The following is a 22,667-nucleotide window of genomic DNA, read 5'->3' on the forward strand; positions in this document are numbered from 1 at the left end:
CAGCGGCGAACCTACTGGAGGGGTGACCCTCCGGAAAAATAGCTCGGTGCCAGACTCCACCACGCCCCCTCTCACCAAAAAGGGGCTGCTATTCCTGTGTGTTACTGGGGGCTTGCCGACGGTGCTTGAGGAGAGGGGGAACTGCTATGCAAGAAGGGTTGCACTGCTACGAATCCTAGTCCAAAAGAGCCAACCACTAAGACAATAGCTGCTGCTATCCAAAGTAGGGGGGATCCTTGGGAGCCATGGTGGTGATCCCGGGCACGCTGGTAGGCTTCGCTGGGATAGAGAGCTGGATTCCCCCTGTTCTGCATTAGCTCCTCTAGAGAAGGAAATTGGTACTTAGCCTGGGGCGAAGGGGGCGCGGCAGGGGTTTCATGAGGAGGGCAGGTGGGAACAGCGGAGAAGTGGGCTTGGTGAAGCGACTCAGAAGGGGGCCCAGTTAAGCTCAAGGTAGGAGAGTAGCCATTGCTGGAGAAGGGTGAAGCTTCGCTGCGGGCTTGGCGCTGCTTAAGGCGATTGAGAAAGTCGTAGGGCGAGGAGGTTGGGTTATCCCTTCGCCAGGACGCTGTAGTAGCTTCTCTTTCGGAAGCAGCAGCTTGTTGACTTGAGTCAGCAAGCCGCAGGTTAAGTTGCTGCAGGCGCTTTAGGATCTGGCCCACGTGTCCCTGAATTTCTTGCTCGAGGGCGGCAATTTCTCCAGACAACTGCTGATGCAGGGTGCGCAAGCGCTGATTTTCCAAGGAGAGGCGGCTTACCTGTTGACGGGCAGACTCCAGCTCTTCGGCCATTTGTTGATGTACCCGGAGCGGCACTGTCCCAGGCCTAGGCTCAGTTTCCAGGGCCTCGGGAGAGGGAAAGCTGTTGTTGCTGCTAGGAGCTACAGAGAGGCTGGAAGCCCGAAAGTTGTGTTGCATAAGACCTACACTGTGAAATCTGGATCTTCTAAGGGTAGTGCTAAACGCCGCCTACCCCCGCCTGCCTAGCGCTAGGCCTAGGGCAAGCAGCGACTGCTACCCCAAGCATAGCGCCAAGCGTTGCAAATGGGAGCCCCTGGAGAGCATTTTCTCTACTTTGTGCTCCCTTCTGAAGCAAAGGAGTCCTGGAGGAGGCGCTCTAAATCCTGGCGCGACGGTCGTTCCAACTGCTCTAACTGTTCCAACTCGTGAGCAAAGTCTTTGATGTCTCGAAACCGACGATACACAGAGGCAAAGCGCAGGTAGGCCACTTCACTCAGATGCCGCAGGCGCTCCAAAACCATCTCGCCAATGCGGAGGGTGGTTACTTCCTGCACATCTTCTAATTGGAGCTTCTCTTCGATCTCGTCGACCAGCTCTTCCATTTGCTTATGGGTCACGGGGGTTTTCTCACAGGCGCGCATCACCCCCTGTAAGATCTTGTTGCGGTTAAAACTCTCCCGGGATCCATCCCGTTTAATGACCATGATGGGCATGAATTCGATGCGCTCATAGGTGGTGAAGCGATAGCCACAGGACATGCATTCCCGCCGCCGCCGCACGCTTTGGCCACCTTCTGCCGAACGGGACTCCAAAACACGGATTTCTTGCTTGCCGCAGCGGGGACATTTCATGACGTGGGCTCCTTAGAACCAAGTAGCACGCGAAAAAGGGTCTCCAATTCTAGTGAATACCAGACAGCAGGCCCAGGGAGTTGCCCCTAGGCATTGGACGTGGACTCCCACCAAGCAGCGGCTTGCGCTTGGATTTGGGCTTTGATCCCTGGCTGCAGGCGATCCAGGTGGGCCAGTACCCATTTCATCCTTCCCAGAGGAAGCAAGAGAGAACGATGGCGCAACAGGAAATCCCAGTAGAAGGTATTGAAGGGACAGGCCCGTTCGCCAACCTTCTCGCTGGGATTGTAGCGGCAGCGGCGGCAGTAGTCACTCATTTTGCAAATGTACTGGGCAGAAGCGGCGTAGGGCTTGGTGGAAAGCATGCCGCCGTCGGCAAAAAGGCCCATGCCGATGACGTTGGGCTGCATCACCCAGTCGTAGCTGTCGATGAAGACATCGTGAAACCAGGCTTTTACAGCTTGGGGCTGGATGCCGGCAATGAGCGAGAAATTGCTGAGTACCATCAGCCGCTGGATGTGATGGGCGTAGCCGTGGCGACGAATCTGGCCGAGGGTGTGCCGCAGACAGGCCATGTCGGTTTCGCCCGTCCAGAAGAACTGGGGCAGGGGGCGGTGGTGGCCGAAGAAGTTCTTCTGGGCATAGCCGTTGGGCATTTGGTATTCGTAGAAGCCGCGCAGGTATTCTCGCCAGCCCAGGATCTGGCGGATGAAGCCTTCGGCCGAAGGGAGGGGGATCCCGCCGCGATGGTAGGCCTGCTCGGCAGCAGCGATGACTTCGTGGGGGGTGAGAAGTCCTAGGTTGAGGTAGGGCGAAAGGAGGGAGTGGTAGAGGAAGTCTTCCCCGGCTTGCATGGCGTCCTGCCAAGGACCAAAATAAGGCAGGCGGTGTTGAATGAAGTCCTCAAGCACCTGCAAGGCTTGGGTGCGAGTAACAGCCCAGCCAAAGCCTTCCAGGGATCCGAAGTGGTGGCCGTAACGTCGCCGCACTTTCTCCATCACCGCCTGAGTGATGGCATCGGGGGGAAATGTCAAAGGGGGAGGGTAGCGCCGGCCAGGCTGGGGAGGCTGGCGGTTTTCCCGGTCGTAATTCCAGCGCCCGCCGAGGGGCTGGGAGCCGTCCATCAGAATGCGGAAGCGTTTGCGCCCTTGACGGTAGAAGTCCTCTAGGAGGAGGCGCTTGCGGCCTAGGGCCCAGTCGATAAATTGGCGAGCTGTCCATAGGAAGTGGTTGTTTTCTAGGACTAGGAGCGGGCAGGGGAGGACGGATCTTAGCTTTCCCACCTCCTCGCGGACGGGGATGTCGGCGGGCTGCATGAGGCGGATTTGTTGCAACCGGTTTTGCCTGGCCCAGGCTTGTAGAGGCTCGGCATAGCCCTCGGCTTCCACATAGGTGACGGGGTGGCCACGCTGCTGCAATTCCTGGGCAAAGTGGCGCATGGCCGACCAGACCAGGACCAGCTTTTGCTGGTGATGGTTGCGGGAGCTGGCCCAGGCGTGGGATTCGATGAAAAGAACGGGAACGCGGTGGGGGGGTAGATCCGAGAGAGAGGCAAGGGCAGCTTGCTGCGGGTGGAGCTGATCGGGGAGGATCCAGACGCCTGTGGGACCAAAGGGTGGAACGGTCATGGGGAGGTGGGTATTGTCTAAGGGCAGCCCAAGTTGAGTGTAGCGTCGGGAATCAGGGCTAAGGGAATGGAGAGGGCATCCAGTTGGCTGGCGGGGGCAAGAGGACCGGGGGGGATCCCTTTGCTCAAGGCCTGGGCCGTCCTAGGGATGGCGGCGCTGTTGCTGCTGCTGGTTTGGAACTGGAGCGATCCCCTGCCACCGGCCTGGGATGAGGCGCAGCACCTGTTGCAGGCGCAGGCATTTGGGGAGCACCTGCGGCGGTTTCGCTGGGAAGGGCTGTGGTGGCAGCAGTTTTTGCACCTGAACCAGCGCTACCCGCCTTTGGCCTATTGGCTGGGGATCCCGTTGGCAGCTCTGCACCCCTTTAGCCGAGCAGACGGGCAGTTGCTCAATTTGGCGTTGTTGGGGATCCTGACCCTGGCAACCCAGCGCCTGGGCCAGCGGATCTACCACTCCCAAGCAGTGGGCTGGCTAGCAGCAGCGCTGCTGGTGCTTTACCCAGGGATTGCGGCCCTGGCCCATGTGTACATGTTGGAGCTGCCGCTGCTGGTGGCGGTGACGTTGGCTTTCTGGGCGCTCTGGGCCTATGGGGAGGAGCCCTCCTGGTGGGGGGCGGTGGGGGTGGGGGCAGGGGTGGCGGCGGTGCTGCTGACCAAGTGGACAGGGGTGCTGTTTTTGCTACCGCCCCTGCTGGCTGTTCTGCTGGGGGTGAGGATCCCTTGGCTGGTGCGGCTGGCCCACCTGACCCTGGGGATGGGGGTCATGCTGCTCTTGTGCTGGCCCTGGTATGGAGCCAACTGGCTGTTTGTACTCAGCAACGGCTGGGCTTATGCCGAGACTGCCCACTACTACCTCACCTGCCCGGGTGGATCCCTGTGCTGGTGGACGGCCTATTTGCGCTTTTTGCCCCTGCAAATGGGCCCTTGGCTATGCCCCTTGCCGCTGCTTTCGCTCTGGGGATCCCCAAGCCGGCGGGAGGCTCTCCTCTGGGGCCTCTACGGCTCGGGCTACTTGCTCTACACCCTGGTGGCCATCAAGGATGTGCGCTTTACACTGCCGCTATTGCCCCTGCTGGCTCTCCTCTCGGCGGGTGGGCTGGACAAAGTCTGGCGTTGGCTGGGGGGACGCTGGGGGCAAAAGGCGCTGCGCCAGGGAGTTGGCATAAGCCTAGCTCTGGGATCCCTGGCCCTCCTTAACCTGGGGCAGCCCCTCACTCCCGGCGTGGCTCCTCTCTGGAAAGGGATCCAAATGCGCTGGCATGGGCAGCACCCCCAGCAGGAGCTGACGAGATGGATTGGATCCCTGGTGCAGCCAGGCTTGACCACCACCCTAGGCGTCCTCCCCAACACCGAGTTGATTTCCTCCGAGACGCTCAGCTACCTGGCAGCTTTGCAGCGCTGGCCAATTACCTTCCGTAGTGCCGGGCAAACTCCCTGGCCGGAGGTGGAGCTGGCGCTCTTGGATGGGTTTGTGGACGCGGCAGGGGAGCAGGGAATTGTCGGCCCCTACGGTCCAGCCAAGGAGCAAATCCGGCAACTCCTAGACAAGAGTCCTGACTGGCAGCGGCAGCAGTTCGATCTGCCAGCGGTGGGCTGGCTGTACACCTACTTCCCCACCAAGCCCAGGGTTGTGCTGCAAGAGTTGCCCGCTCCGGCAGAGGAAGAGGAAGTGGAACTGCTGCAGCTCAAAGGAGGAACCCAAGCCTGGCGGCTGCAGTGGCAGGGGCCGGCTCAGGACTTGGCCCAAACCCTTGTCTGGGCGCGACTGGAAGATCCCCAGGGGCAGGTCTTGGCCAAGCGGGCCTGGGTGGTCGGCCAAAACCGCCTGCTGCTCTACGCCCCCGGCAGTTGGCAGGTGGAGGAGATCTTGGCCTGGCCAGAGCTAGCAACAAAAGAAGGAATCCTCCACCTGGAGTGGCAATCCCCCCGAGGAAGGCGCCGGTCTTTCAGTCAGGCTTGGAAGGGATCCCGCGGCGGGAAAGGGGGATCCCCTATTTCCCCAGGAGATCCCCTCTTTCTCCTACGACAGGCGGCCAAGGCGGCTGTGCAGGGAGATCTCGAGGCCCTCTCCCTTTACCTCAACGCCTGGACAACGTTGCAATATCCAACTTTTCTCACCGATCCGGACCGAGCTTTGATCCGCCAACTGCTGGAGGGAGAACAACACTGGGCAGCCGCCCAGGGCCAGCGGGAAAAGCAGATCCAAAGCCACTACGAGCTGGCGTTGCTGGAGGTGGCTCTGTTGCGGCCGCAAGCAGCCCAGCAGCATTTTGAACAAATTGTCAAGTTGAATCCTGAAGACAACTGGGCACGGGCCTACTTGGCGTTTTTACGGGTCTTTTTTACCCGTGATTTCCAGGGCCTCCAGGGGCTGCGGCAAGAGCTGGTAAATGCTTTTCATCCTCTCTGCCAGAAAGCTGATCTGGATTGGAATTTAGAGGGGATCTGTGCTGCTCTTTTGCAAGAAAATCCAGCTCCATCTGAGAAACCTGAGATAGCAGGAAATCAGCAAAAGCCTTAGCCACAAGCGAAAGGCGCTTGGAGCGCAAATAGACCAAATACCAAAACCCCTGGATGGGAAACTCCTCCACATCCAAGATGGCCAAATGCTGTTGCCACCCCCCTAGAGCCAACACATGCTGGGACAAAACCGAAATGCCTAACCCGCCGATAATGCCCTGGCGAATGGCTTCGCTGCTGCCTATCTCCATGCGAATGTTGAGCTTTAAGTTGTGCTTGTCAAAGAGCCGCTCCACCGCCATGCGGGTGCCAGAACCGGGCTCGCGGGCCAAGAAGGGCTCTTGGGCAATGCGGGCCAAGGGGATCTGCTTTTGGCCTACCAAAGGATGGTGAATGGGGGCCATCACCACCAAGGGGTTTTCCAGGAAAGGCTGGGCTACCACATCCAGATCCTCTGGCGGCATCCCCATCACGTAGAGGTCGTCCATGTTGTTACTCAGCCGCTCCAGAACTTGCTGCCGGTTTAGCACCTTCAGGGACACGTCGATACCGGGATACTGCTGACAAAACGCCCCCAGCAGGCGGGGAATAAAGTACTTGGCAGTGGTGACGACCCCAATGCTCAGCCGTCCCTGTTTTAGTCCCTTCAGGTCAGCGAGGGTCATCTCCAGTTGATTCAACTGCTCAAAGATTTTCTGGCAAGTCTGGTAAAGAGCCTGGCCGGCTTCTGTAAGGTAGAGCCGCTTGCCGACCTGCTCAAACAGGGGCAGCCCCACGGCTTTGCTGAGCTGCTTGATCTGCATCGAAATCGTAGGCTGGGTCAAGTACAACTCCTCAGCAGCGCGGGTAAAGCTGAGGTGACGGGCGGCAACCTCGAAGATTTGTAACTGGTGCAGCGTGAGCGTCTTCATGTTAATCAGAGGGTGCAATGACTTGCTCTTGAATCATAAGCCAGGATCTATGTCTCCACGGGGCCAGCCCAGGGAAAGAAAACCAACCGCCAAAAAACGCGGCCGGGAGGCCCTCGCCTTGGCTACGGGGTTTACTCCTCAGAGGACAACTTGAGGATCTGGCGCTGACGCATCCCTTGCCAGCGCTGGATGAGGTGGCTGTCGATGCCAAATTGATCCAAGGCCTTCACCACCACAAAATCCACCAGATCTAGGATGGTGCGGGGTTGGTGGTACCAGGCCGGAATGGCGGGGACAATGCGCGCCCCTGCCTCTGCCAAGGTGGTCAGGTTGCGTAGGTGAATGAGGCTAAAGGGGGTTTCCCGGGGCACGATGACCAGGCGGCGGCCTTCCTTGAGCTGCACATCGGCAGCCCGCTCTAGCAGATCCGAACTCAAGCCGGCAGCCAGCTTGGCCACCGTGCCCATACTGCAAGGGATCACCAACATCCCCTGGGTGCGGTAGGAGCCGCTGGCAATGGCCGCCCCTAGGTCTTGCCAGCGGTAACAGACTAGGGATCCGCCCTCGCTTTCAGCCTGCTGTCGCCAAAACTGGGCCTGCTGCTGGGGATCCGCCGGCAAGGGCACTCCCTGCTCCCCCTGCCACACCTGGTAGGCCGCTTTAGAGACCACGACTTCGACGCGGTAATCCAGGCTAAGCAGAACGTGCAGGGCGCGCACGGCATAAAGCATCCCGGAGGCGCCCGATATGCCCAGGATGATTGGTGGGGAGGAGTTCAAGGGTAAGTGAGGAAAGGCTTCTATCGCTTCTATCTAATTTATCGACTGGCCAGACCCACCGCTCTAGGCCTTGGGCTGAGCAATGTCAAACTCGGCATCGTAGTCGAAGTCCTCCTCTTCCTCAACCCATTCTTCCTCCAGCCTCTCGTCTGCTTCCAGCTCCTCCTCCAGGCGGAGCTTCTCCGGGTACTCCTCTTCCAGTTGCAGAGCAGCCTGCTTTTCCCGCCGCCGGAAGCGTTCTAAGGCAGCTGGCGTGATGAAGGGATAGGGCAGTCCTTGGGCCTGCGCCTCCTCGAGCGCCGCTCGGTAGCTCTCCACTTCTTTGATGTCGATTTTCCAGCCAGTAAGGCGGGCAGCTAGACGGACATTTTGTCCCTCTTTGCCAATGGCTAGACTAAGTTGGTCACTGGTAACCAGGACATGGGCTTGTTGGATCTCTGGATCCACCAGCCGCACCTCCACCACCTTAGCTGGGCTGAGGGCGTTGGCAATGTAGGTGGCCGGATCCGGCGACCAGCGAATAACGTCAATTTTCTCGTTGCGCAGCTCCGCCACTACGGCCTGGATGCGGGATCCCTTTGCCCCAATGCAGGCCCCCACTGGATCCACATCCCGCTCTAGGGTATCGACGGCAATCTTGGTGCGCGGTCCCACGTTGCGGGAAGGTGGGTTGGCTTCTCGGGCCACAGCCACGATGCGCACGATGTCCTCTTCAATCTCCGGCACCTCATTGGCAAATAGGTTGACCACTAGGCCAGCATCAGCCCGGGAAACCAAAAGCTGGGGCCCCCGCCGGGATCCCTCGTGGACTTTTTTGAGGTAGACCTTCATCACCGCGTTGGGGACGTAGCGGTCGCTGGCCAGCTGCTCCTCCTTGGGCAGCGCAGCCTCCACCTCGGGCCGACCAAAACCGCTGGATACGGCCATGATCACGGTCTGCCCCTCCGTGCGCAGCACCCGTGCCTGCAACACGGTCTTTTCCAGGTCGCGAAACTCCTCCTGGATGAGGCGGCGCTGCTGGTCGCGCAACCTCTGGGCCAGCACCTGCTTGGTTTGGATAGCTGCCATGCGGCCAAACTCCGCCTGTTGGGGGGTGACGTCGTTGGTGACTTCCCAGCCAACTTCGGCTTCGGGGTAATCCTGCTGAACCTCGTACAGCGAGATCTCGTGATCCGGGTCCCGTACCTGCTCAACGATGGTTTTGGTGGCTAGAATGCGGAAGCCCCCTGCCTCCACATCCAGTTCCACCTCAAAGTTGCGGAAGTGGTCTTCTGGGAAAACGACGTCTCGCTGGATGGTTTTGCGGTAGCGCTCGTAGCCTTTGAGCAGCGCCTCTCGCAAGGCTTCAGTAACCACATGGCGGGGCAAGTTGCGCTCCCGCGAGATCATCTCCACCATTTCTGCCAAACCTGGCAGAGGTACCATTGCCATAGCCTATCCTCCTGAGGAAACTGGCAACTGGAATCCTAAAGGGGAAAAGCAGGGGCTACAGCTACTCGGCTTCGGCCTCGGAAAGGACAACCCGCTGCACTGAGGCGCGGGGCAACTGAACGCGCCGCCCTTTGAGGGAGAGGATAACTTTCTCCTCATCGCGACCCAACAGATGCCCTGACCAGACGGCTTTGCCCTTGTAGGGGGGATCCACCGTCACCTCCACTGCAAACCCTTTAAAGACGGTGAAGTCACGGTCGCTGGTGAGAAGGTTGCTGATGCCGGGGCTAGAGACCTCCAGAACATAGTGCCCAGGGATGAGATCCACCCGATCCAGCTCTACTTCCAGGGCTTGGCTCATGGCTTCGCAGTCGGCATGGCTGGTTTCCCGCTCTGGATCCAAGGGGCGGATATCTACCCGCAGCACCGGCGGATACTGGTTGGTGTGGAAGGCTATTTGAACCAGTTGGTACCCCAGCCGAGCAGCCACAGGACGGGCCAAGCTCTCCAGCTGGGGGATAAGGGGGTGAACCATAGCCAATATCGCCAACTCGGTGGAATAGCCAGAGCCCAGCCCATCGAGCCAGAGCTGGCAGCAGGGGCATCTTCCCTCTGAAAAAGCAAAAAAGTGGGCGTTACCCACTCCCCCTTCTTATCGCGGAGGCTCTGCGGGATCCACCTGCAGCCTCAAGGGAGATCGCCCAGGCTTTTCCCTACATCGATTCTAAAGGATTCCGGCGGATTTTGCCAGAGGGATCCCTGAGGCCAGATCCGCAAAAGGCAACCTCTATAATTGTGGACAGCCGCCGATTTGCCCAGGCACGCAGGGGTTTCCTATGACCGTTGCCTTTTCCTATCCCATTTTCGGCCCCAGCATTCCCTGCCCCCACTGTCGGCAGACCATTGCAGCCCTCACCCTGACCGATACCTATCTTTGCCCTCGTCACGGCGCCTTTGAGGCGGATCCCGAGCAGGAGGAGCTGGTTCACCTGCAGTCGGGGCGCCGCTGGCGTCTCTGGGAAGGCCGCTGGTATCGCCAACACACCCACCCCGATGGGATCCGCTTTGAGATCCACGAGGAGCTGGATCGCCTGCGCCTGCAGGGGATGCGGGCCACCCAGATTATCGTTGCCGAGCGCTATCGCCCCTTGCTCACCCCCTACCTAGACCAGGGATCCTCGCGTCGCCCTGGCCCCCCCCGCCTCTATGGTTTGCCGGTCAGCTTCAGCTCTCAGCTCCCCGAAGGTGCGGGCGGATCCCCCCAGCGCTGGCGAGTGATTAACTTTGAGCTCATCTGCGAGCCAGATCCGGTTGTGCGGCAGCTGCAGCTCTGTGACTGAGGCGTAGCGCGGGGCCCATGAATTGGTTCCAGCGGCTTGGCAGCAGTTTTCTGCTGGCTGGTCAGGTGATCCTACACCTCCTGCAGGGCCGTATCCACCGCCGCAACACCCTGGAGCAACTGGCAGCGGTGGGGTTGGACTCGCTGCTGATTGTTTTGATTACGGCGGTGGTGATTAGCGGCGTTTTCACCATCCAGGTAGCTCGAGAATTCCTCAACTTTGGGGCCTCTTCTCTAGTTGGGGGGGTTTTGGCCATTGCGCTTGCCCGCGAGCTGACGCCAGTGGTAACAGCAGTAATCCTAGCCGGACGCGTGGGATCCGCCTTTGCCGCAGAGCTAGGCACGATGAAGGTCACTGAGCAGATCGACGCCCTTTACCTGTTGCGCACCGATCCGGTGGACTACTTGGTGATCCCACGGGTGTTGGCGGCGGGGCTCATGCTGCCGGTGCTCACCATCCTCTCCCTGCTGACGGGGCTAGTTGGGGGAATGATTATCTGCGCTTCGGTTTACAACATTTCTTCTTCTGTCTTTCTTACCTCAGCGCAGACTCTCCTCACCGCTTGGGATTTAATCGTCTGTTGCTTGAAGGCGATGGTGTTTGGCGCGCTCATTGCCATTGTTGGCTCCAGCTGGGGCCTTTCCACGAGTGGGGGGGCCAAGGGGGTGGGGCGCTCCACCACGGATGCAGTTGTAACAGCGTTGCTGGGCGTGTTTGTAACCAACTTTCTGATTTCTTGGCTCGCCTTTCAGGGGCTAGGTAGCGCTCTTAGCCGCGCGCTGTAGCCCCTCTCTAGCGGCATTGTTGCTGGCGCGAGCGGCGGAGCAGGGGAAGTCCCATCACTGCCACCAAAGTTGCCAAGATGATCACGGTGGAGAGGGCGTTGATCTCCGGCGTCACTCCTCGCCGCGCCATGCTGTAGATCAGAATGGGCAGGGTCTGGCTTTCGGGGCCACTGGTGAAAAAAGAGATCACAAAGTCATCTATCGAAAGGGTAAAAGCCAGTAGAGCAGCAGCCAGGATCCCTGGCAGGGCAAGCGGCAGCGTGACGTGGCGCAGCTTCTGCCAGGTGTTGGCGTAGAGGTCGTAGGCAGCTTCTTCCAAGGCAGGATCCAAAAGCTGGAGGCGGCTGCGCACAACAAGGGCCACAAAGGCAAGCTGGAAGGTGACGTGGGCCAAGATCATCGTTCCCAAGCCCAGCTCAAACCAGCCGGTATAGGCGCGCACCAGCTGGTAAAACAGCAGCAGCCCGACGGCCATCACGATATCGGGGAGGGCTACTGGCAAAAGCAGCAGACCCTGCACCATCTTTTTGGCGGGGAAATGGTAGCGGTAGAGGCCGTAGCCTAATAGGGATCCCAGCAGCGTGCTAGCCAGGGTGCTGGCCCCTGCTAAGACAAAGGTATTTTGCGTTGCCTGCCAGACTGCGGCATTGCGAAAGAGAGCCAGGTACCAATCGAGGGTAAAGCCGGTCCACACCAGGCCAAAGCGGGCGCGGTTGAAGGAATAGACGGCAATGAGCAAAATCGGCAGGTAGAGAAAGCCATAGATGGCATAGCTCACGCCCCGTAGCCAGATGGGTCTTCTCACCAATCTGCCCTCCCTGCCGTCAAACTCCTGCCTTGCCAGAATCCACCTACCCCTTAAGTTTATAGACATCTCCCCTTTGGCAAACCGGGCCCTGCCTATAGCTGTCTCGGGGGAGGGGTGGTACTCAGAAGCTCTCGCCCAAAGGTAGGACTTGCTCTGCAGGTAGGCCCCTGGCAAGATCTGAAGCTGCGCGCCAGGGATTGCCTCTGCCTAGGTCTTGGCAATGCCAAGAGGGAAGGGTGTCGTCTCGCTTGGCGGCAACTACCAGGGTGGGCTCTCCTCACTAGTTTGCTCCGAGGAAGTGACGCCTGGGGTGGGGATCCTTCTGGCGGGGTGGTAGGCGGTCAAAGGCCTCTGGTCCCCTTCGCGAGGCAAGTACTTTCAGAGCCGCAGTCGTTCCAACAGCTCCTGCTTTTGCAGCTCAAGCCAGCAACTGCAGGTGGCGCGGAGGCGTCTTTAGCCAGTCCTGGTAGCCCAGCAAACCCTCGCGAAAGCGGGTGGCCGCTTGCGACTGGTAGCGCTCGGGGTTGTAGGCTAGCCAAAGGGTGCGCCGTATCTGCAGCCCTTCCACCTCCAGCTTTTGCAGCCGCCCCTGCTCCAAGTCAGATCCCACGGCCGCCATTGACAGAAAAGCCACCCCCAGGCCGGCCTGGATGGCATTTTTGATAGCCTCAATGGAACTAAGCTCCAGCCGCACCTGCAACTGCGCAGGGTTAATGCCGTGGCGACTCAGGGCTCGGTCGATAGTCTGCCGCGTGGAGGATTGGGGATCCAGGGTAATAAAAGGCAGCGTCACCAAATCGCCTAGAGCAGGAGCAGCAGGGGTGCAGCCGGGGGCGCCAACCAAGACATACTCATCCTCTGCCACAGCAATTACCTTCAGATGCCGCTGCAGTTCAAACGGGATCTCTCCTCCAACTATGGCCAGGTCTAAGCGACCGTCAACCAGCTTTTGAGCAATTCGCCGAGTGGATTGCACCAAGAGCTGCACAGCTATGCCGGGGTAGTAGCGGTGGTACTGGGCAATTAAAAAAGGCATCACATAGGTGCCTACCGTTTGGCTAGCCCCCAAGACCAACTGTCCCCTTCCCATCCCCTGCACTTCCGCCAGGGCCTGAACGGTCTCCCGGCAAAGCTTGAGAATGCGCTCGCTGTACTGAAGCAACACTTGCCCTGCATCCGTCAGCTCCACCTTGCGCCCGCTCCGGTCAAACAGCACTACCCCCAACTGGCGCTCCAGGTTCTGCACTTGCAAGCTAACCGCCGGCTGGGAGATGAATAGACTGTCAGCAGCCCGACGAAAACTTCCCTCCTGGGCAATGGCTTGGACGATGAGGAGCTGATCTAGGGTAAACGGCAATCCATCGGCCATAGAGAACTCCAACTGCCGGTGTGGATCCTCAAGGATCTGGCTGGCGGCGCCAAGAGCCCCCTCGAGATACCACTATAATGCGACCAATAAGGCAAAGTAATCAGAAGCCCTAGCGGGGGCCATAGGGGGCCCAATAGCCTCGGCCCTGCTGCTTTGCAGCATTGGCAGCTTCCTTGAGGATAAGTCCGTACTTGAGGCCATCCGTTTGCCTTGCTAGCAGGCCATGCCCCAAAAACAGCACCTCCTGGTTGATGAGGGTGTGGGCCTGCCAGACGTAGGCGGGCAGGGTTGGTCCAGGAGCAAGGGCCGGATCCAGCTCTAAGAGCACCTCGCGCCCCAGCAAAGTCGTTTTTAGGTATTGGCCGGCAGCGCAGATAGGCAGAGGGGTTTGCCGCCGCAGCTCTGTCCAAGTAGGGTTGATCCCCCCTGGCAAGGGATCGACCCCAATCAGGTGCACCAGCCGCGCCTGTAAGTCCCCTTCAATTTGCACAACCAGGGTGCTGGAGTCAACTACCCCAATGACTTCTGCCCGTTTGAGCTTGGCGAGATCGGGACGGGCCACTGGGGTCAGGCCCCAGGCAGGAGAGGCTGCAACCAGCAAGGGTACGGCCAGCAAGCTGCTCAGCCAACTTCGTCCATGGGGTAGAGACGGAACTAAGCGCAGGGATTTTTGCAGCATGGGCTTTACCTGTTCCAGGGCAGATTTGACGAGGGGGAGGGGTTTCTACTGGGCCGCAAGGGGGGATCCGGCTACCTCGTCACTTTACAAAAAACTTGGGCCAAGGGGTCAGCTTGGCAGAATTTGCTGCTGTTTCCCTGGGCCGACCCCGTTGACCAGGACGGTCACCAAGCCCAGCCGGTTGCCCGCCAGAATATCCGTCCACCGGCGATCGCCGACTATGGCCACTGCCTCGACCGGCAAGCCCATGTGTGCCACAGCCTGTCGCAGGGCGCGCCGCGAGGGTTTGCCAGCCCCGTGAATGAAAGGTAGGTTCAAACGCTCGCCAATTTGCCGAATGCGGTTGCGGTTGAGGTTGTTGCTCACTAGCCAAATCTGAAAGTGGGGGCGCAACTGCTCTAGCCAAGCCGCTACTGCTGGATCCACCTCCGTCTGCCGGCTCGGCACCAGCGTGTCGTCTACGTCAAAGATGATGCCCCTTACCTGCCGGGCCCGCAGCTCCTCTGTCTGCAGCTGCAAGACAGTGCCATCCACGATCACATCCGGCTGCAGGAGCTTAAACCAAGGCTTGCGAACCATCGCTAGGGACTTGTTGGCGAAGGAGGTTGCTGGAGTTGGCTAAGAATTTGCCGTTGGGCCGCCTCGTGCTCTGCTAGGGTTCTGCTGAAAACGTGGGTGCCATCGTAGCGGGCCACAAAGTAGAGGTAGTCGGTCTCCTCAGGCTCCAAAACAGCTCTCAGGCTGGCCAGGCCAGGGTTGGCAATGGGGCCAGGAGGCAGGCCGGGGTTGAGGTAGGTGTTGTAGGGAGAGGGGGTGCGCACCTCGGCAAGGGTGAGACGGCGGGCTGGGGTTTGCTGGATGTTGAGGGCGTATTCTACGGTTGGGTCGGCAGCCAGCGGCATTCCTGCTTTGAGGCGGTTCAAAAAGACGCCTGCAATCAGGGCTCGCTCTTCTGGCACTGCAGCCTCCCGCTCCACGATGCTCGCCAGGGTAACCCACTCGTGCAGCGAGAGAGGGGTGGCATGCTGCCGAAACAGGGGCAGGGCCACCTCGGCGAAGCGCTGCAGCATAGCGTTGATGACTAGCTCAGCCTTCTGGCGATCCGGCAGGGATCCCTCCAGCTGCTCGGCAGGGAAGAAATAGGTGTCGGGGAAGAGGTAGCCTTCTAGGGAGCTGAGGTTGGGAGGCAGCCAATCGAGGGGAGGGATCACACGAGCCGTGGCGATGAAGACCTCGGCTGGGATCCAATTGCGCTCGGCCAAAGCCTCCGCGATCTGTTGAATCCGCCAGCCCTCCGGGATGGTGAGCCGCCGCTGCAGAATGCGGCCCTGTCGCAGTTGCTGGGCCACTGCCAGCATGTCTTGGTTGGGATCCAGAGCGTAGGTGCCCGCCTGAAATAGCCAGTTGCGCCCCAAGGTGCGGCTCCACAGCTCCCAGGCCAGCGCCGAGCGGATCACCCCTGCTTGCTGGAGTTGTCTCCCAATCTGGCGGCTGCTGCTGCCCGGCTGAATCGTTACTTGGATTGGCTCTGAACCCCCCACTGGCTGAAGCCAGGTTTGCCATCGCCAGTAGCCCAATCCTCCTGATAGAACCAGCAGAAAAATCAAGCTCTGCCAAAAACGCTGGCTCCCACGCTTGCGGAGGTGCTGCACAGCAGCCAGGGGTGCCTCAGCGCTTTGCTTTGCAGCGCGCTTGGACGAGAGGGGATCCCTGGGCCCCTGAGCCGTCATCGCCTTCCTCTTTCCATGGCGGAAACCCTGCCCCAGCCTGCCTTGGTTGTCGGCGGCAAAATCATCATATCCTCCCCTGACCTCCAGCCAGTCGGAGCCCTAGGGAGAAGGCTTGTCGATCCCGTTGCTCCCCGAACTCCTTTGGCCAATCCAAGTACCGATGGGCTCTCCCTGCACAGCCCGATAAATGTTGCCAGGGGTAGTCAAGTCAAAGACGACGATGGGGAGTTGGTTTTCCTTGCAGAGGGCAATGGCCGTACTATCCATCACCCGCAGATCGCGGGTCAGCACATCCTGGTAGCTGAGGACATCGTAGCGGCGGGCCTGGGGGTGAGTTTTGGGATCGGCATCGTAAACCCCGTCCACCTTGGTGGCCTTGAAAATGACTTCGGCGTCGATCTCCGCTGCTCGCAGGGCTGCCGTGGTGTCAGTGGTGAAGAAGGGGTTGCCGGAACCCGCCCCGAAGATCACCACCCGCCCTTTTTCCAGGTGACGAATGGCGCGGCGACGAATGTAAGGCTCTGCCACCTCCTGCATGGCAATGGCCGTCTGCACGCGCGTCGGGATCCCGGCCCGCTCAATAGCATCCTGCAAGGCCAAGGCGTTGATGACGGTGGCCAACATGCCCACGTAATCAGCAGAGGCCTGATCCATTCCCTGCGCAGCCGCCTCTTGGCGCCCACGCCAGATGTTGCCCCCTCCCACCACAATGGCCACCTGTACCCCGGCTTGCACCACCGTGGCTACCTCGTTGGCAATGAAACTCAAAACCTTGGGGTCGATCCCGTAGGAACGATCCCCCATCAGGGCTTCGCCACTTAGCTTCAGGAGAATCCGTCGGTATTTCATAACTCCTCCGCTCCAGCCCACCCCTGCAATACAATAGCAGGTTTAGGGGCGAGCTCCCCGCCAGGGATCCAGCCCTAGAGGACAGGGCCGTTCCAAACCTCCTAGCCGCCGGCAGCCAGGGACTCTCCCAGCAAGCCTAGGCCAATGAGAACAAATCCCACGCCCGCCAGGGTTTTCATCCAACGTGGGGGGATAAGCTGCGCCACCCAGGCTCCGGCCCACACCTCGAGAAAGCTAGCGCTGATGAGGGCCGCAGCAGCCCCGCAGAAGATTACTGTCAGGTCTTGCGAGCGGGCACTGAGGAGCAGCGTAGCCAATTGGGTTTTGTCGCTCATTTCGGCCACCAGAATTGAGGCAAAGCTGACCAAAGCAGCCCGATTGGCTATTGGCCGGAGAGAAAAAGAGGAGGCTGGACTACCGTTTTCTCGGTTCACCACGTTCCTTTCTAGGCGAGCACTCTGCCACTCCCGCCACAGCACATAGACTCCGATCATTAAAAAGCCCACTCCCGCCGCCCACTCTACCCAGGCTGCCGGGATCACCTGACCTAGCCACCCGCCCAACAGGACACTGAGCAAGGTGGCGGTGACCAAGGCACTGGCCGAGCCAAAAAAGATGGCCCAGGGAGACTGGGACTGGGCGCTTAGAAGCAAGATTGCCAACTGGGTCTTGTCACCCATTTCCGCCACAAAAACCGTTAAAAAGGTAACCAGCCAAAGGTGCAGTGGCGATCCCTCTCCCAGGTTGTTCTCAGAAGCAGAGGTTACAAGAGGTAGCGGCAGGGCTAACCCCAACTGCTCCGGCCAAAAGGGCAGCAAAGCCATAGCACCCGCTTCCTAACCGCCTTCATTAGCTTACTGCATGGCCTAGCCGCTGGAGCTAGTCCCCTGCAGACGCAGGTAAGGTAGAAGGAAGTAAGGACATCCACTTGGGCAGCGCGCTATGACCACAACCCTTGAAGTGCCTAAGCGGGGCTTACCCGTTACCATCATCACCGGCTTTCTGGGGAGTGGGAAGACCACTCTCGTAAACCACATCCTCAGGAATCAAAAGGGAATGCGCACGGCGGTGCTGGTCAACGAGTTTGGGGAAATCGGCATCGACGGCGAGCTGATTATCTCCAGCGAAGAAGACCTGGTGGAGCTGAACAACGGCTGCATCTGCTGCACCATTCGCGATGACATTGTCGACAGCGTGCTGCGCCTGATGGAGCGCTCGGACAAAATCGACTATCTGGTGGTGGAAACCACTGGGCTGGCGGATCCCTTGCCGGTTGCCCTCACCTTCTTGGGACCAGAATTGCGGGATCTGACGCGGCTTGATTCGATTATCACCCTGGTGGATGCTAGCAACTTTGCCCCCGATCTGTTCCACAGCGACGTAGCCTACAGCCAAATTGCCTGTGGGGACGTCATCCTCCTCAACAAAACTGACCTTGTCGAAGCGGCAGAAATTGAGCGCTTGGAAAAACGCATCCGCGAGATCAAGGAAGATGCCCGCATCTTGCGCACGGTCAACAGCGTTGTTCCCCTAGAGCTCATCCTAGATACCGATCTATTTCAGCCCAGCTCCCTGCCCCAGGAGGAAGCCCACGAGGCTGAGCACGACCACGAACACGACCATGAGCATGGCCACTCGCACCACAGCCACATCGAGGTTGAGGGTTTTAACTCCCTCTCCTTTGAAAGCGATCGGCCCTTCTCTCTGGACGCCTTCCAAAACTTTCTCAACGAGTTGCCTGAGGCGGTCTTTCGGGCCAAAGGGATCCTATGGTTTGAAGAAAGCCCAGAGCGGTATATCTTCCACCTCAGCGGCCGACGCTACACCCTCAGCAGCGATGAGTGGCCTCGCCAGCCCAAAAACCAGTTGGTGCTCATTGGCCAGCACCTCGATACGGCCAAGCTGCGGCAAAAGTTGGAAGCCTGTCTTGTCCCTGCGCCCGTCTAGGGCTAGGAGTTAGTCGGGCCCTGTTCCAGCAGCCTTGCGAGGGGAGCCTTGAGAGAGGGCATCCCGCCCATGGCCGACATTTTTGTGATGATCCGCAACCAAGCCAACAATGCCCTCACTTCCATCGAGGGGATCCCTTTTGTCGCCTTCTTGGAGCAGGAGGGGAAACGGATTGGGGAAGAAACCATCGAGTTAATCTACGCCGACGCCGGCTTTGATGACCTACCCGTTGGGGAATACATTGTGGGAGTACGGCACGGGCGGGTGGAACCGCCAAAAGCCACCTGCCCAGTAGTCATCAGGGCTGTCGATGAAGTTGTTTTGGTAACATTTACTTACCTTGAGCCCGAGCGGGTACTGCTGAACACTCGCATTGCTGTGGAAAAAAGGCTGTAACCATGACCGTTAAAGCAATCCCATCCCACTCCATCAAAGCTTTCCGCTATCGAGTGTTCTGTTTGGGACAGGATCTCTGGAAAGCCCAGGATCCAATTAGCCGTGCCAATTTGGCCCTGCAACTGGCCGATGCCGCTACAACCTTGGCCCGCCTGGAAGTCCAAGCCGCCCAGGCTCAGCTTTCCCACTCTCTCCCGAAAGCAGGCCCTCGCTAGGGATCCCGTCTACTCCCATTCGATGGTGCCCGGAGGCTTAGAGGTGATGTCGTAGACCACCCGATTGACACCCGGAACCTCGTTGACGATGCGGTTGGAGATGGTGGCCAAGAGGTCGTAGGGCACCCTGGCCCAGTCTGCCGTCATGCCGTCCTCGCTGGTAACCAACCGCACCACTACCGGGCAAGCATAGGTGCGCTTGTCTCCCATTACCCCCACCGAGCGCACTTCTGGCAGCAACACGGCAAAGGCTTGCCAGAGCTTGGAGTAGTAGCCAGAGCGGTTAATCTCTTGGCGAACAATTATGTCGGCCTCGCGCAGGATCTCCAGCCGCTCTTGGGTAACCTCTCCTACAATGCGGATGGCCAGCCCCGGCCCTGGAAAGGGGTGACGATTAACGATTTCTTCCGGCAGGCCCAAGGAGCGAGCCAGCTGCCGCACCTCATCCTTGAAGAGCTTGCGCAAGGGTTCTACCAGCTTAAAGCGCAGATTTTTCGGCAAGCCGCCGACATTGTGGTGGCTTTTGATCTTGACGGCAATCCGCTCCCCAGTTACCGGATCCACGTTGGTGTTGGCCGACTCGATCACATCCGGGTAGAGAGTGCCCTGGGCCAGGTACTCGAAAGGACCCAGCCGCTGCGACTCCTCCTCGAACACGCGAATGAACTCTGCCCCAATGCGCTTGCGTTTTTCTTCTGGGTCGGTAACCCCCTTCAACTGCTGGAGAAAGCGCTCTTGAGCATCTACATAGTGGACGGGGATGTGAAATTGCTCCTGGAAAAGGCGCAGCAGCCGCTGCGGCTCGCCCTTGCGCATAAACCCTTGGTCGATGAACACGCAGGTGAGCTGGTCGCCAATGGCCTTGTGCAGCAAGAAAGCCAGGGTGGAACTATCCACCCCGCCGGAGAGAGCCAGCAACACCTTCTTGTTGCCCACCTGGGCGCGAACCTCTCGGATGGCCTCCTCCAGAAAAGCCTCCGTGGTCCAGGTGGGCTCGCAGCGGCAGATGTGATAGACAAAATTGCGCATCAGGAAAGCGCCGCCCTCGGAGTGGGCCACCTCTGGGTGAAATTGCACTCCGTACAGACGACGGACGGGATCGGCGATGGCAGCAAAGGGAGTGTTGTCCGTGGCGGCCAGGGCGTGAAAGCCTGGCGGCAATTCAGTAACCACATCCCCATGGCTCATCCACACAGTGCTGTTTTCTGGCAGGTTGGTGAGCAGGTCAGTGGGATCCAAAACATGGAGGGCGGCGCGGCCATATTCGCCTTTGCGGGCAGGCTCTACCCGGCCCCCCAACTGTTGCACCATGAGCTGCATGCCGTAGCACACGCCTAAGATGGGGATCCCCAACTTCCAGATCTCCGGGTCGCAGGCGGGAGCACCCGGCTCGTAGACGGAGCTGGGGCCGCCGGAGAGGATAATGCCTTGGGGCCGCAGTTGCCGCAGTTGTTCGGCGGTGGTGCGGTAGGAGAGAATTTCCGAATAAACGCGGGCTTCACGGACGCGACGGGCAATCAGCTCCGAGTACTGGGAGCCAAAGTCGAGAATGACGATCATCTGGCGCTGCACCTTGAGGGGGGAGCCGGAAAAAACTTACCCAGGGCCGGATGAAAAGCAGGGCCAAGAGATTAGCTGGGGATAACATCGTAGCAAGGACAGAGAGCTTTCCTGCAGGCATCTACCCTGGAAAACCTCTCTCAGGGAGCTTCTCGCAGAGGAGCTTTTGGGGCAAAACCGCCCCCTGGATCCCTGATAGAGTTTGCCATCGGCCAGGCCTGAAAGCGGGCAGAATGAGGATAGCGCTCTAGGCCAGTGGGCATAGCGCCAGGGATCCCCATGTCCGCCCTCGTTGCCGAATCCTTTCAAACCTATCTACGTCGCCGCCGACATCTGCTAGCCCGCCGTTTCAAGCACCAGCAAGGGTGGGTTGCGGTTTTGGCCCTCTTGGCCTTGTACTTGCTCAGTTGGGAGGCCCTGGGCAAGAGTAAGCTGTTACCGCTCCCGTGGCTAGCGGTGATCCCGCTGCTGGGGGGAGGGCTCTACAGCCTAGGCGCCGCGATGATCTGGAGGCTGCGCCAGCGCTGCTCCGCCCAGCTTTTGGCCGAAATGATCAGCTTGCCCCATTTGGCTTTAGCTGCCTTGATCTGGCTGGGTCTGGCCACTTGGGGAGAGCAGCTTTCCCCTTTCCTGCTACGCCGAAAAAACCAACTGTTGGCCGGCCTGGTACTCAGTTGGCTGGTGGCCCAGGGGTGGAGTTTTCTGCGTCCCGGCTCGATGGTAGAGGTGGGACAACTGTGGGCCGATTACCTGCAGGAGCTACGGGCTTCGGTGCTACAGCCCTGCTACTGCCGCCTGGAGGCCTGTCGCCAGGCGCTGCGCTCCTATCAGGCTATTTGGCAAGACCTCCAACTGGAAGAGCTGGAGGCCCAGCACCTCGTCCAGCTCCTGTCCGAATCCTTGCTGCCGCTGGCCTTGCCCCTCAAAGTCTACGCCCGCCAGGTTCACCACTGCTGTCAGCAGCTAGCAGCCCTGCTGGCGCAGATGCAGGAGCGGGTGGAGCGGCTGGAGCAGGTGCTTTTGGAGGTAGAGCTGGAGTTGGCCTCCCGTCAGCCTTTCCAGGCTCAGGCCCAGCCGATTAACCTCTTGCTGGAGGAGGGGATCCCCTACCAGGAGCTGGATTTGCAGGAGTTGGTTTGCCTAAACCAGGAACTGCTGGGGGCGGAGCGCTCTTTGCAGGGCTTGACCCAGGAGCTTAAGGGTTGGGCCGAAAAAGCCATCCCTGCTGCCTTGAAGCTGAGCCTCCCAGGATGACCAAAGCCGACGAAAAGACCCCGCTGGTTCCACTGGAGCCCCCCGAGCTCAAGGCGCTGTGGGCAAGGTGGCTAGCAGAGCTGGGTTGGCAACCCACGGAGCGCCAGCAACGGCAACTGCAGCAGCTCTACCCCCTGGTGATGGCCGGCAACCGCACCCAAAACCTCACCCGCATCACTGACCCCATCGACTTCTGGGAAAAACACCTGTGGGACTCGCTGCGGGGCCTGTGCTTGCTGGGTCCGTGGGAGGTCATTCAAACCCAGCCCTGGCGGGGCATCGACGTTGGCACTGGAGCAGGCTTTCCAGGGATCCCGGCCCAAATTGCCCTACCCCAGGCCAGCTTTACCCTGCTAGATAGCACCCAGCGCAAGATTGCCTTTGTGCAAGGCGTTTTGCAGCAGCTCTCCCTAGCCCAGGCGCGGGCAGTGGCCCAGCGGGCGGAAGTTTGGGGGCAAGACCCGCAGGAACGTGGCAGCTACGATCTGGCCCTGGCCAGGGCTCTGGCCGCAGCGGAGATCTGTGCCGAGTATTGTCTGCCCCTACTCAGGGTGGGAGGACGCGCCATCCTCTATCGCGGCCATTGGACCAGGGCCGAAGCCGAAGTTCTAGAGCGGGCCCTCTCCCTTTTGGGAGGGAAACTGGTTCACATCGAAGCCTTCACCACTCCCCACAGCCACAGCGTACGCCACTGTCTGCTGCTGGAGAAAGTGGCTCCCACACCAGCTCTCTATCCCCGCCCTCCTGGTGTTCCCCAACGTCAACCCTTGGGGCGGGGCAAGCCTTCCCAAAGGTTGCAATCCTGAATTTCCTGGCTCGGGGATGTCTGCAGAAAATTTTGGAGGGGGGAGTTTGCAAATGCTGCTGCTAGGACTAAGATGGGGTTGGCATCAGTTTCGGATCAAGCCAAGGGTCTAACCAGGCGAGCTTCCGAAC

Annotated in this window: 22 protein-coding genes and 1 pseudogene; 8 read left to right on the forward strand and 15 right to left on the reverse strand. The window is 59.6% G+C overall.

Translation table 11 applies throughout. The features are described from left to right. Window positions 1-101 precede the first annotated feature (101 nt). From NW808_RS06750 to NW808_RS06760, 3 genes are all read right to left on the reverse strand, one after another. Complete coding sequence (locus NW808_RS06750; protein WP_414420709.1) at window positions 102-791, reverse strand: hypothetical protein; 690 nt, start codon at window positions 789-791, stop codon at window positions 102-104. A gap of 278 nt (window positions 792-1,069) precedes the next feature. Then, a complete protein-coding gene (gene nrdR / locus NW808_RS06755; RefSeq protein WP_414420710.1) occupies window positions 1,070-1,591 on the reverse strand; it encodes a transcriptional regulator NrdR in 522 nt (173 codons plus the stop codon). 86 nt (window positions 1,592-1,677) lie between these two features. Then, window positions 1,678-3,219: a cryptochrome/photolyase family protein gene (locus NW808_RS06760; protein ID WP_414420711.1), complete on the reverse strand. Its 1,542-nt coding sequence runs from the start codon at window positions 3,217-3,219 to the stop codon at window positions 1,678-1,680. 147 nt (window positions 3,220-3,366) lie between these two features. Here NW808_RS06760 and NW808_RS06765 point away from each other — a divergent pair. Next, window positions 3,367-3,933: pseudogene (locus NW808_RS06765) on the forward strand (phospholipid carrier-dependent glycosyltransferase); the annotation flags it as partial. 1,627 nt (window positions 3,934-5,560) lie between these two features. On the opposite strand, the gene NW808_RS06770 reads toward NW808_RS06765, so the two are convergent. The 4 genes from NW808_RS06770 to rimP all read right to left on the reverse strand — a co-directional run bounded on the left by NW808_RS06770 (window position 5,561) and on the right by rimP (window position 9,334). Next, window positions 5,561-6,589, reverse strand: coding sequence for a LysR substrate-binding domain-containing protein (locus NW808_RS06770; RefSeq protein ID WP_414409856.1), 1,029 nt, complete (start codon window positions 6,587-6,589; stop codon window positions 5,561-5,563). A gap of 131 nt (window positions 6,590-6,720) precedes the next feature. Continuing rightward, on the reverse strand, window positions 6,721-7,368 hold the full coding sequence (locus NW808_RS06775) for a flavin prenyltransferase UbiX (protein WP_414396604.1): 648 nt from the start codon (window positions 7,366-7,368) through the stop codon (window positions 6,721-6,723). A gap of 63 nt (window positions 7,369-7,431) precedes the next feature. After that, window positions 7,432-8,799: a transcription termination factor NusA gene (nusA, locus tag NW808_RS06780; RefSeq protein WP_414396601.1), complete on the reverse strand. Its 1,368-nt coding sequence runs from the start codon at window positions 8,797-8,799 to the stop codon at window positions 7,432-7,434. Between the two features lie 61 nt (window positions 8,800-8,860). Beyond that, window positions 8,861-9,334: a ribosome maturation factor RimP gene (gene rimP / locus NW808_RS06785; protein WP_414420712.1), complete on the reverse strand. Its 474-nt coding sequence runs from the start codon at window positions 9,332-9,334 to the stop codon at window positions 8,861-8,863. A gap of 301 nt (window positions 9,335-9,635) precedes the next feature. Between rimP and NW808_RS06790 the strand changes: the two genes are divergently transcribed. Both NW808_RS06790 and NW808_RS06795 read left to right on the forward strand, forming a co-directional pair. Beyond that, a complete protein-coding gene (locus NW808_RS06790; protein WP_414406149.1) occupies window positions 9,636-10,139 on the forward strand; it encodes a TIGR02652 family protein in 504 nt (167 codons plus the stop codon). Window positions 10,140-10,156: 17 nt separating this feature from the next. Further along, complete coding sequence (locus NW808_RS06795) at window positions 10,157-10,924, forward strand: MlaE family lipid ABC transporter permease subunit (protein WP_414396594.1); 768 nt, start codon at window positions 10,157-10,159, stop codon at window positions 10,922-10,924. 7 nt (window positions 10,925-10,931) lie between these two features. Here the strand turns inward: NW808_RS06795 and NW808_RS06800 are convergent, their stop codons facing one another. The 7 genes from NW808_RS06800 to NW808_RS06830 all read right to left on the reverse strand — a co-directional run bounded on the left by NW808_RS06800 (window position 10,932) and on the right by NW808_RS06830 (window position 17,183). Then, window positions 10,932-11,729 (reverse strand): ABC transporter permease, encoded by a 798-nt coding sequence (locus NW808_RS06800; protein WP_414420713.1) that lies wholly within the window; start codon window positions 11,727-11,729, stop codon window positions 10,932-10,934. A 421-nt stretch (window positions 11,730-12,150) separates the two neighbouring features. Further along, window positions 12,151-13,101, reverse strand: coding sequence for a LysR substrate-binding domain-containing protein (locus tag NW808_RS06805; protein ID WP_414420714.1), 951 nt, complete (start codon window positions 13,099-13,101; stop codon window positions 12,151-12,153). A 109-nt stretch (window positions 13,102-13,210) separates the two neighbouring features. Next, a complete protein-coding gene (locus tag NW808_RS06810) occupies window positions 13,211-13,780 on the reverse strand; it encodes a thermonuclease family protein (protein ID WP_414420715.1) in 570 nt (189 codons plus the stop codon). 108 nt (window positions 13,781-13,888) lie between these two features. Continuing rightward, the gene (locus tag NW808_RS06815; protein WP_414420716.1) at window positions 13,889-14,359 is read right to left on the reverse strand and encodes a YqeG family HAD IIIA-type phosphatase; all 471 of its coding nucleotides are present in this window, start codon (window positions 14,357-14,359) and stop codon (window positions 13,889-13,891) included. Window positions 14,360-14,361: 2 nt separating this feature from the next. After that, window positions 14,362-15,510 (reverse strand): endolytic transglycosylase MltG, encoded by a 1,149-nt coding sequence (gene mltG, locus NW808_RS06820; RefSeq protein ID WP_414420717.1) that lies wholly within the window; start codon window positions 15,508-15,510, stop codon window positions 14,362-14,364. Window positions 15,511-15,609: 99 nt separating this feature from the next. Further along, window positions 15,610-16,359 (reverse strand): UMP kinase, encoded by a 750-nt coding sequence (gene pyrH / locus NW808_RS06825; RefSeq protein ID WP_414396578.1) that lies wholly within the window; start codon window positions 16,357-16,359, stop codon window positions 15,610-15,612. Between the two features lie 101 nt (window positions 16,360-16,460). Beyond that, window positions 16,461-17,183, reverse strand: coding sequence for a TMEM165/GDT1 family protein (locus NW808_RS06830; RefSeq protein ID WP_414420718.1), 723 nt, complete (start codon window positions 17,181-17,183; stop codon window positions 16,461-16,463). Window positions 17,184-17,301: 118 nt separating this feature from the next. Here NW808_RS06830 and NW808_RS06835 point away from each other — a divergent pair, with 118 nt between their 5' ends. The 3 genes from NW808_RS06835 to NW808_RS06845 all read left to right on the forward strand — a co-directional run bounded on the left by NW808_RS06835 (window position 17,302) and on the right by NW808_RS06845 (window position 18,917). Then, window positions 17,302-18,306, forward strand: a complete 1,005-nt coding sequence (locus NW808_RS06835; RefSeq protein ID WP_414420719.1) for a CobW family GTP-binding protein — start codon at window positions 17,302-17,304, stop codon at window positions 18,304-18,306. Window positions 18,307-18,375: 69 nt separating this feature from the next. Continuing rightward, complete coding sequence (locus tag NW808_RS06840) at window positions 18,376-18,702, forward strand: hypothetical protein (RefSeq protein WP_414396571.1); 327 nt, start codon at window positions 18,376-18,378, stop codon at window positions 18,700-18,702. A gap of 2 nt (window positions 18,703-18,704) precedes the next feature. After that, a complete protein-coding gene (locus tag NW808_RS06845) occupies window positions 18,705-18,917 on the forward strand; it encodes a hypothetical protein (RefSeq protein ID WP_414396568.1) in 213 nt (70 codons plus the stop codon). A 9-nt stretch (window positions 18,918-18,926) separates the two neighbouring features. On the opposite strand, the gene guaA is transcribed toward NW808_RS06845, so the two are convergent. After that, window positions 18,927-20,477, reverse strand: coding sequence for a glutamine-hydrolyzing GMP synthase (guaA, locus tag NW808_RS06850; RefSeq protein ID WP_414420720.1), 1,551 nt, complete (start codon window positions 20,475-20,477; stop codon window positions 18,927-18,929). Between the two features lie 279 nt (window positions 20,478-20,756). Between guaA and NW808_RS06855 the strand changes: the two genes are divergently transcribed. Together NW808_RS06855 and rsmG are read left to right on the forward strand one after the other, a co-directional pair. Then, window positions 20,757-21,731 (forward strand): hypothetical protein, encoded by a 975-nt coding sequence (locus NW808_RS06855; RefSeq protein ID WP_414420721.1) that lies wholly within the window; start codon window positions 20,757-20,759, stop codon window positions 21,729-21,731. Continuing rightward, the gene (gene rsmG / locus NW808_RS06860) at window positions 21,728-22,537 is read left to right on the forward strand and encodes a 16S rRNA (guanine(527)-N(7))-methyltransferase RsmG (protein WP_414420722.1); all 810 of its coding nucleotides are present in this window, start codon (window positions 21,728-21,730) and stop codon (window positions 22,535-22,537) included. Before NW808_RS06855 ends, rsmG begins: the two co-directional genes overlap by 4 nt. Window positions 22,538-22,667: the final 130 nt, after the last annotated feature.

The organism is Synechococcus sp. W70.1 (assembly GCF_047461515.1).
Taxonomy (GTDB): domain Bacteria; phylum Cyanobacteriota; class Cyanobacteriia; order Thermostichales; family Thermostichaceae; genus Thermostichus.

Excerpts from the sequence above, each read along its gene's own strand:
- rsmG (WP_414420722.1), top strand. The coding sequence starts at position 21,728 with ATGACCAAAGCCGACGAAAAGACCCCGCTGGTTCCACTGGAGCCCCCC.
- NW808_RS06750 (WP_414420709.1), bottom strand. The coding sequence starts at position 791 with ATGGCCGAAGAGCTGGAGTCTGCCCGTCAACAGGTAAGCCGCCTCTCC.
- mltG (WP_414420717.1), bottom strand. The coding sequence starts at position 15,510 with ATGACGGCTCAGGGGCCCAGGGATCCCCTCTCGTCCAAGCGCGCTGCA.
- NW808_RS06830 (WP_414420718.1), bottom strand. The coding sequence starts at position 17,183 with ATGGCTTTGCTGCCCTTTTGGCCGGAGCAGTTGGGGTTAGCCCTGCCG.
- NW808_RS06845 (WP_414396568.1), top strand. The coding sequence starts at position 18,705 with ATGACCGTTAAAGCAATCCCATCCCACTCCATCAAAGCTTTCCGCTAT.
- NW808_RS06840 (WP_414396571.1), top strand. The coding sequence starts at position 18,376 with ATGGCCGACATTTTTGTGATGATCCGCAACCAAGCCAACAATGCCCTC.
- NW808_RS06770 (WP_414409856.1), bottom strand. The coding sequence starts at position 6,589 with ATGAAGACGCTCACGCTGCACCAGTTACAAATCTTCGAGGTTGCCGCC.
- NW808_RS06835 (WP_414420719.1), top strand. The coding sequence starts at position 17,302 with ATGACCACAACCCTTGAAGTGCCTAAGCGGGGCTTACCCGTTACCATC.
- NW808_RS06790 (WP_414406149.1), top strand. The coding sequence starts at position 9,636 with ATGACCGTTGCCTTTTCCTATCCCATTTTCGGCCCCAGCATTCCCTGC.
- rimP (WP_414420712.1), bottom strand. The coding sequence starts at position 9,334 with ATGGTTCACCCCCTTATCCCCCAGCTGGAGAGCTTGGCCCGTCCTGTG.
- NW808_RS06795 (WP_414396594.1), top strand. The coding sequence starts at position 10,157 with ATGAATTGGTTCCAGCGGCTTGGCAGCAGTTTTCTGCTGGCTGGTCAG.
- NW808_RS06855 (WP_414420721.1), top strand. The coding sequence starts at position 20,757 with ATGTCCGCCCTCGTTGCCGAATCCTTTCAAACCTATCTACGTCGCCGC.
- NW808_RS06760 (WP_414420711.1), bottom strand. The coding sequence starts at position 3,219 with ATGACCGTTCCACCCTTTGGTCCCACAGGCGTCTGGATCCTCCCCGAT.
- nusA (WP_414396601.1), bottom strand. The coding sequence starts at position 8,799 with ATGGCAATGGTACCTCTGCCAGGTTTGGCAGAAATGGTGGAGATGATC.
- nrdR (WP_414420710.1), bottom strand. The coding sequence starts at position 1,591 with ATGAAATGTCCCCGCTGCGGCAAGCAAGAAATCCGTGTTTTGGAGTCC.
- guaA (WP_414420720.1), bottom strand. The coding sequence starts at position 20,477 with ATGATCGTCATTCTCGACTTTGGCTCCCAGTACTCGGAGCTGATTGCC.
- pyrH (WP_414396578.1), bottom strand. The coding sequence starts at position 16,359 with ATGAAATACCGACGGATTCTCCTGAAGCTAAGTGGCGAAGCCCTGATG.
- NW808_RS06815 (WP_414420716.1), bottom strand. The coding sequence starts at position 14,359 with ATGGTTCGCAAGCCTTGGTTTAAGCTCCTGCAGCCGGATGTGATCGTG.
- NW808_RS06810 (WP_414420715.1), bottom strand. The coding sequence starts at position 13,780 with ATGCTGCAAAAATCCCTGCGCTTAGTTCCGTCTCTACCCCATGGACGA.
- NW808_RS06805 (WP_414420714.1), bottom strand. The coding sequence starts at position 13,101 with ATGGCCGATGGATTGCCGTTTACCCTAGATCAGCTCCTCATCGTCCAA.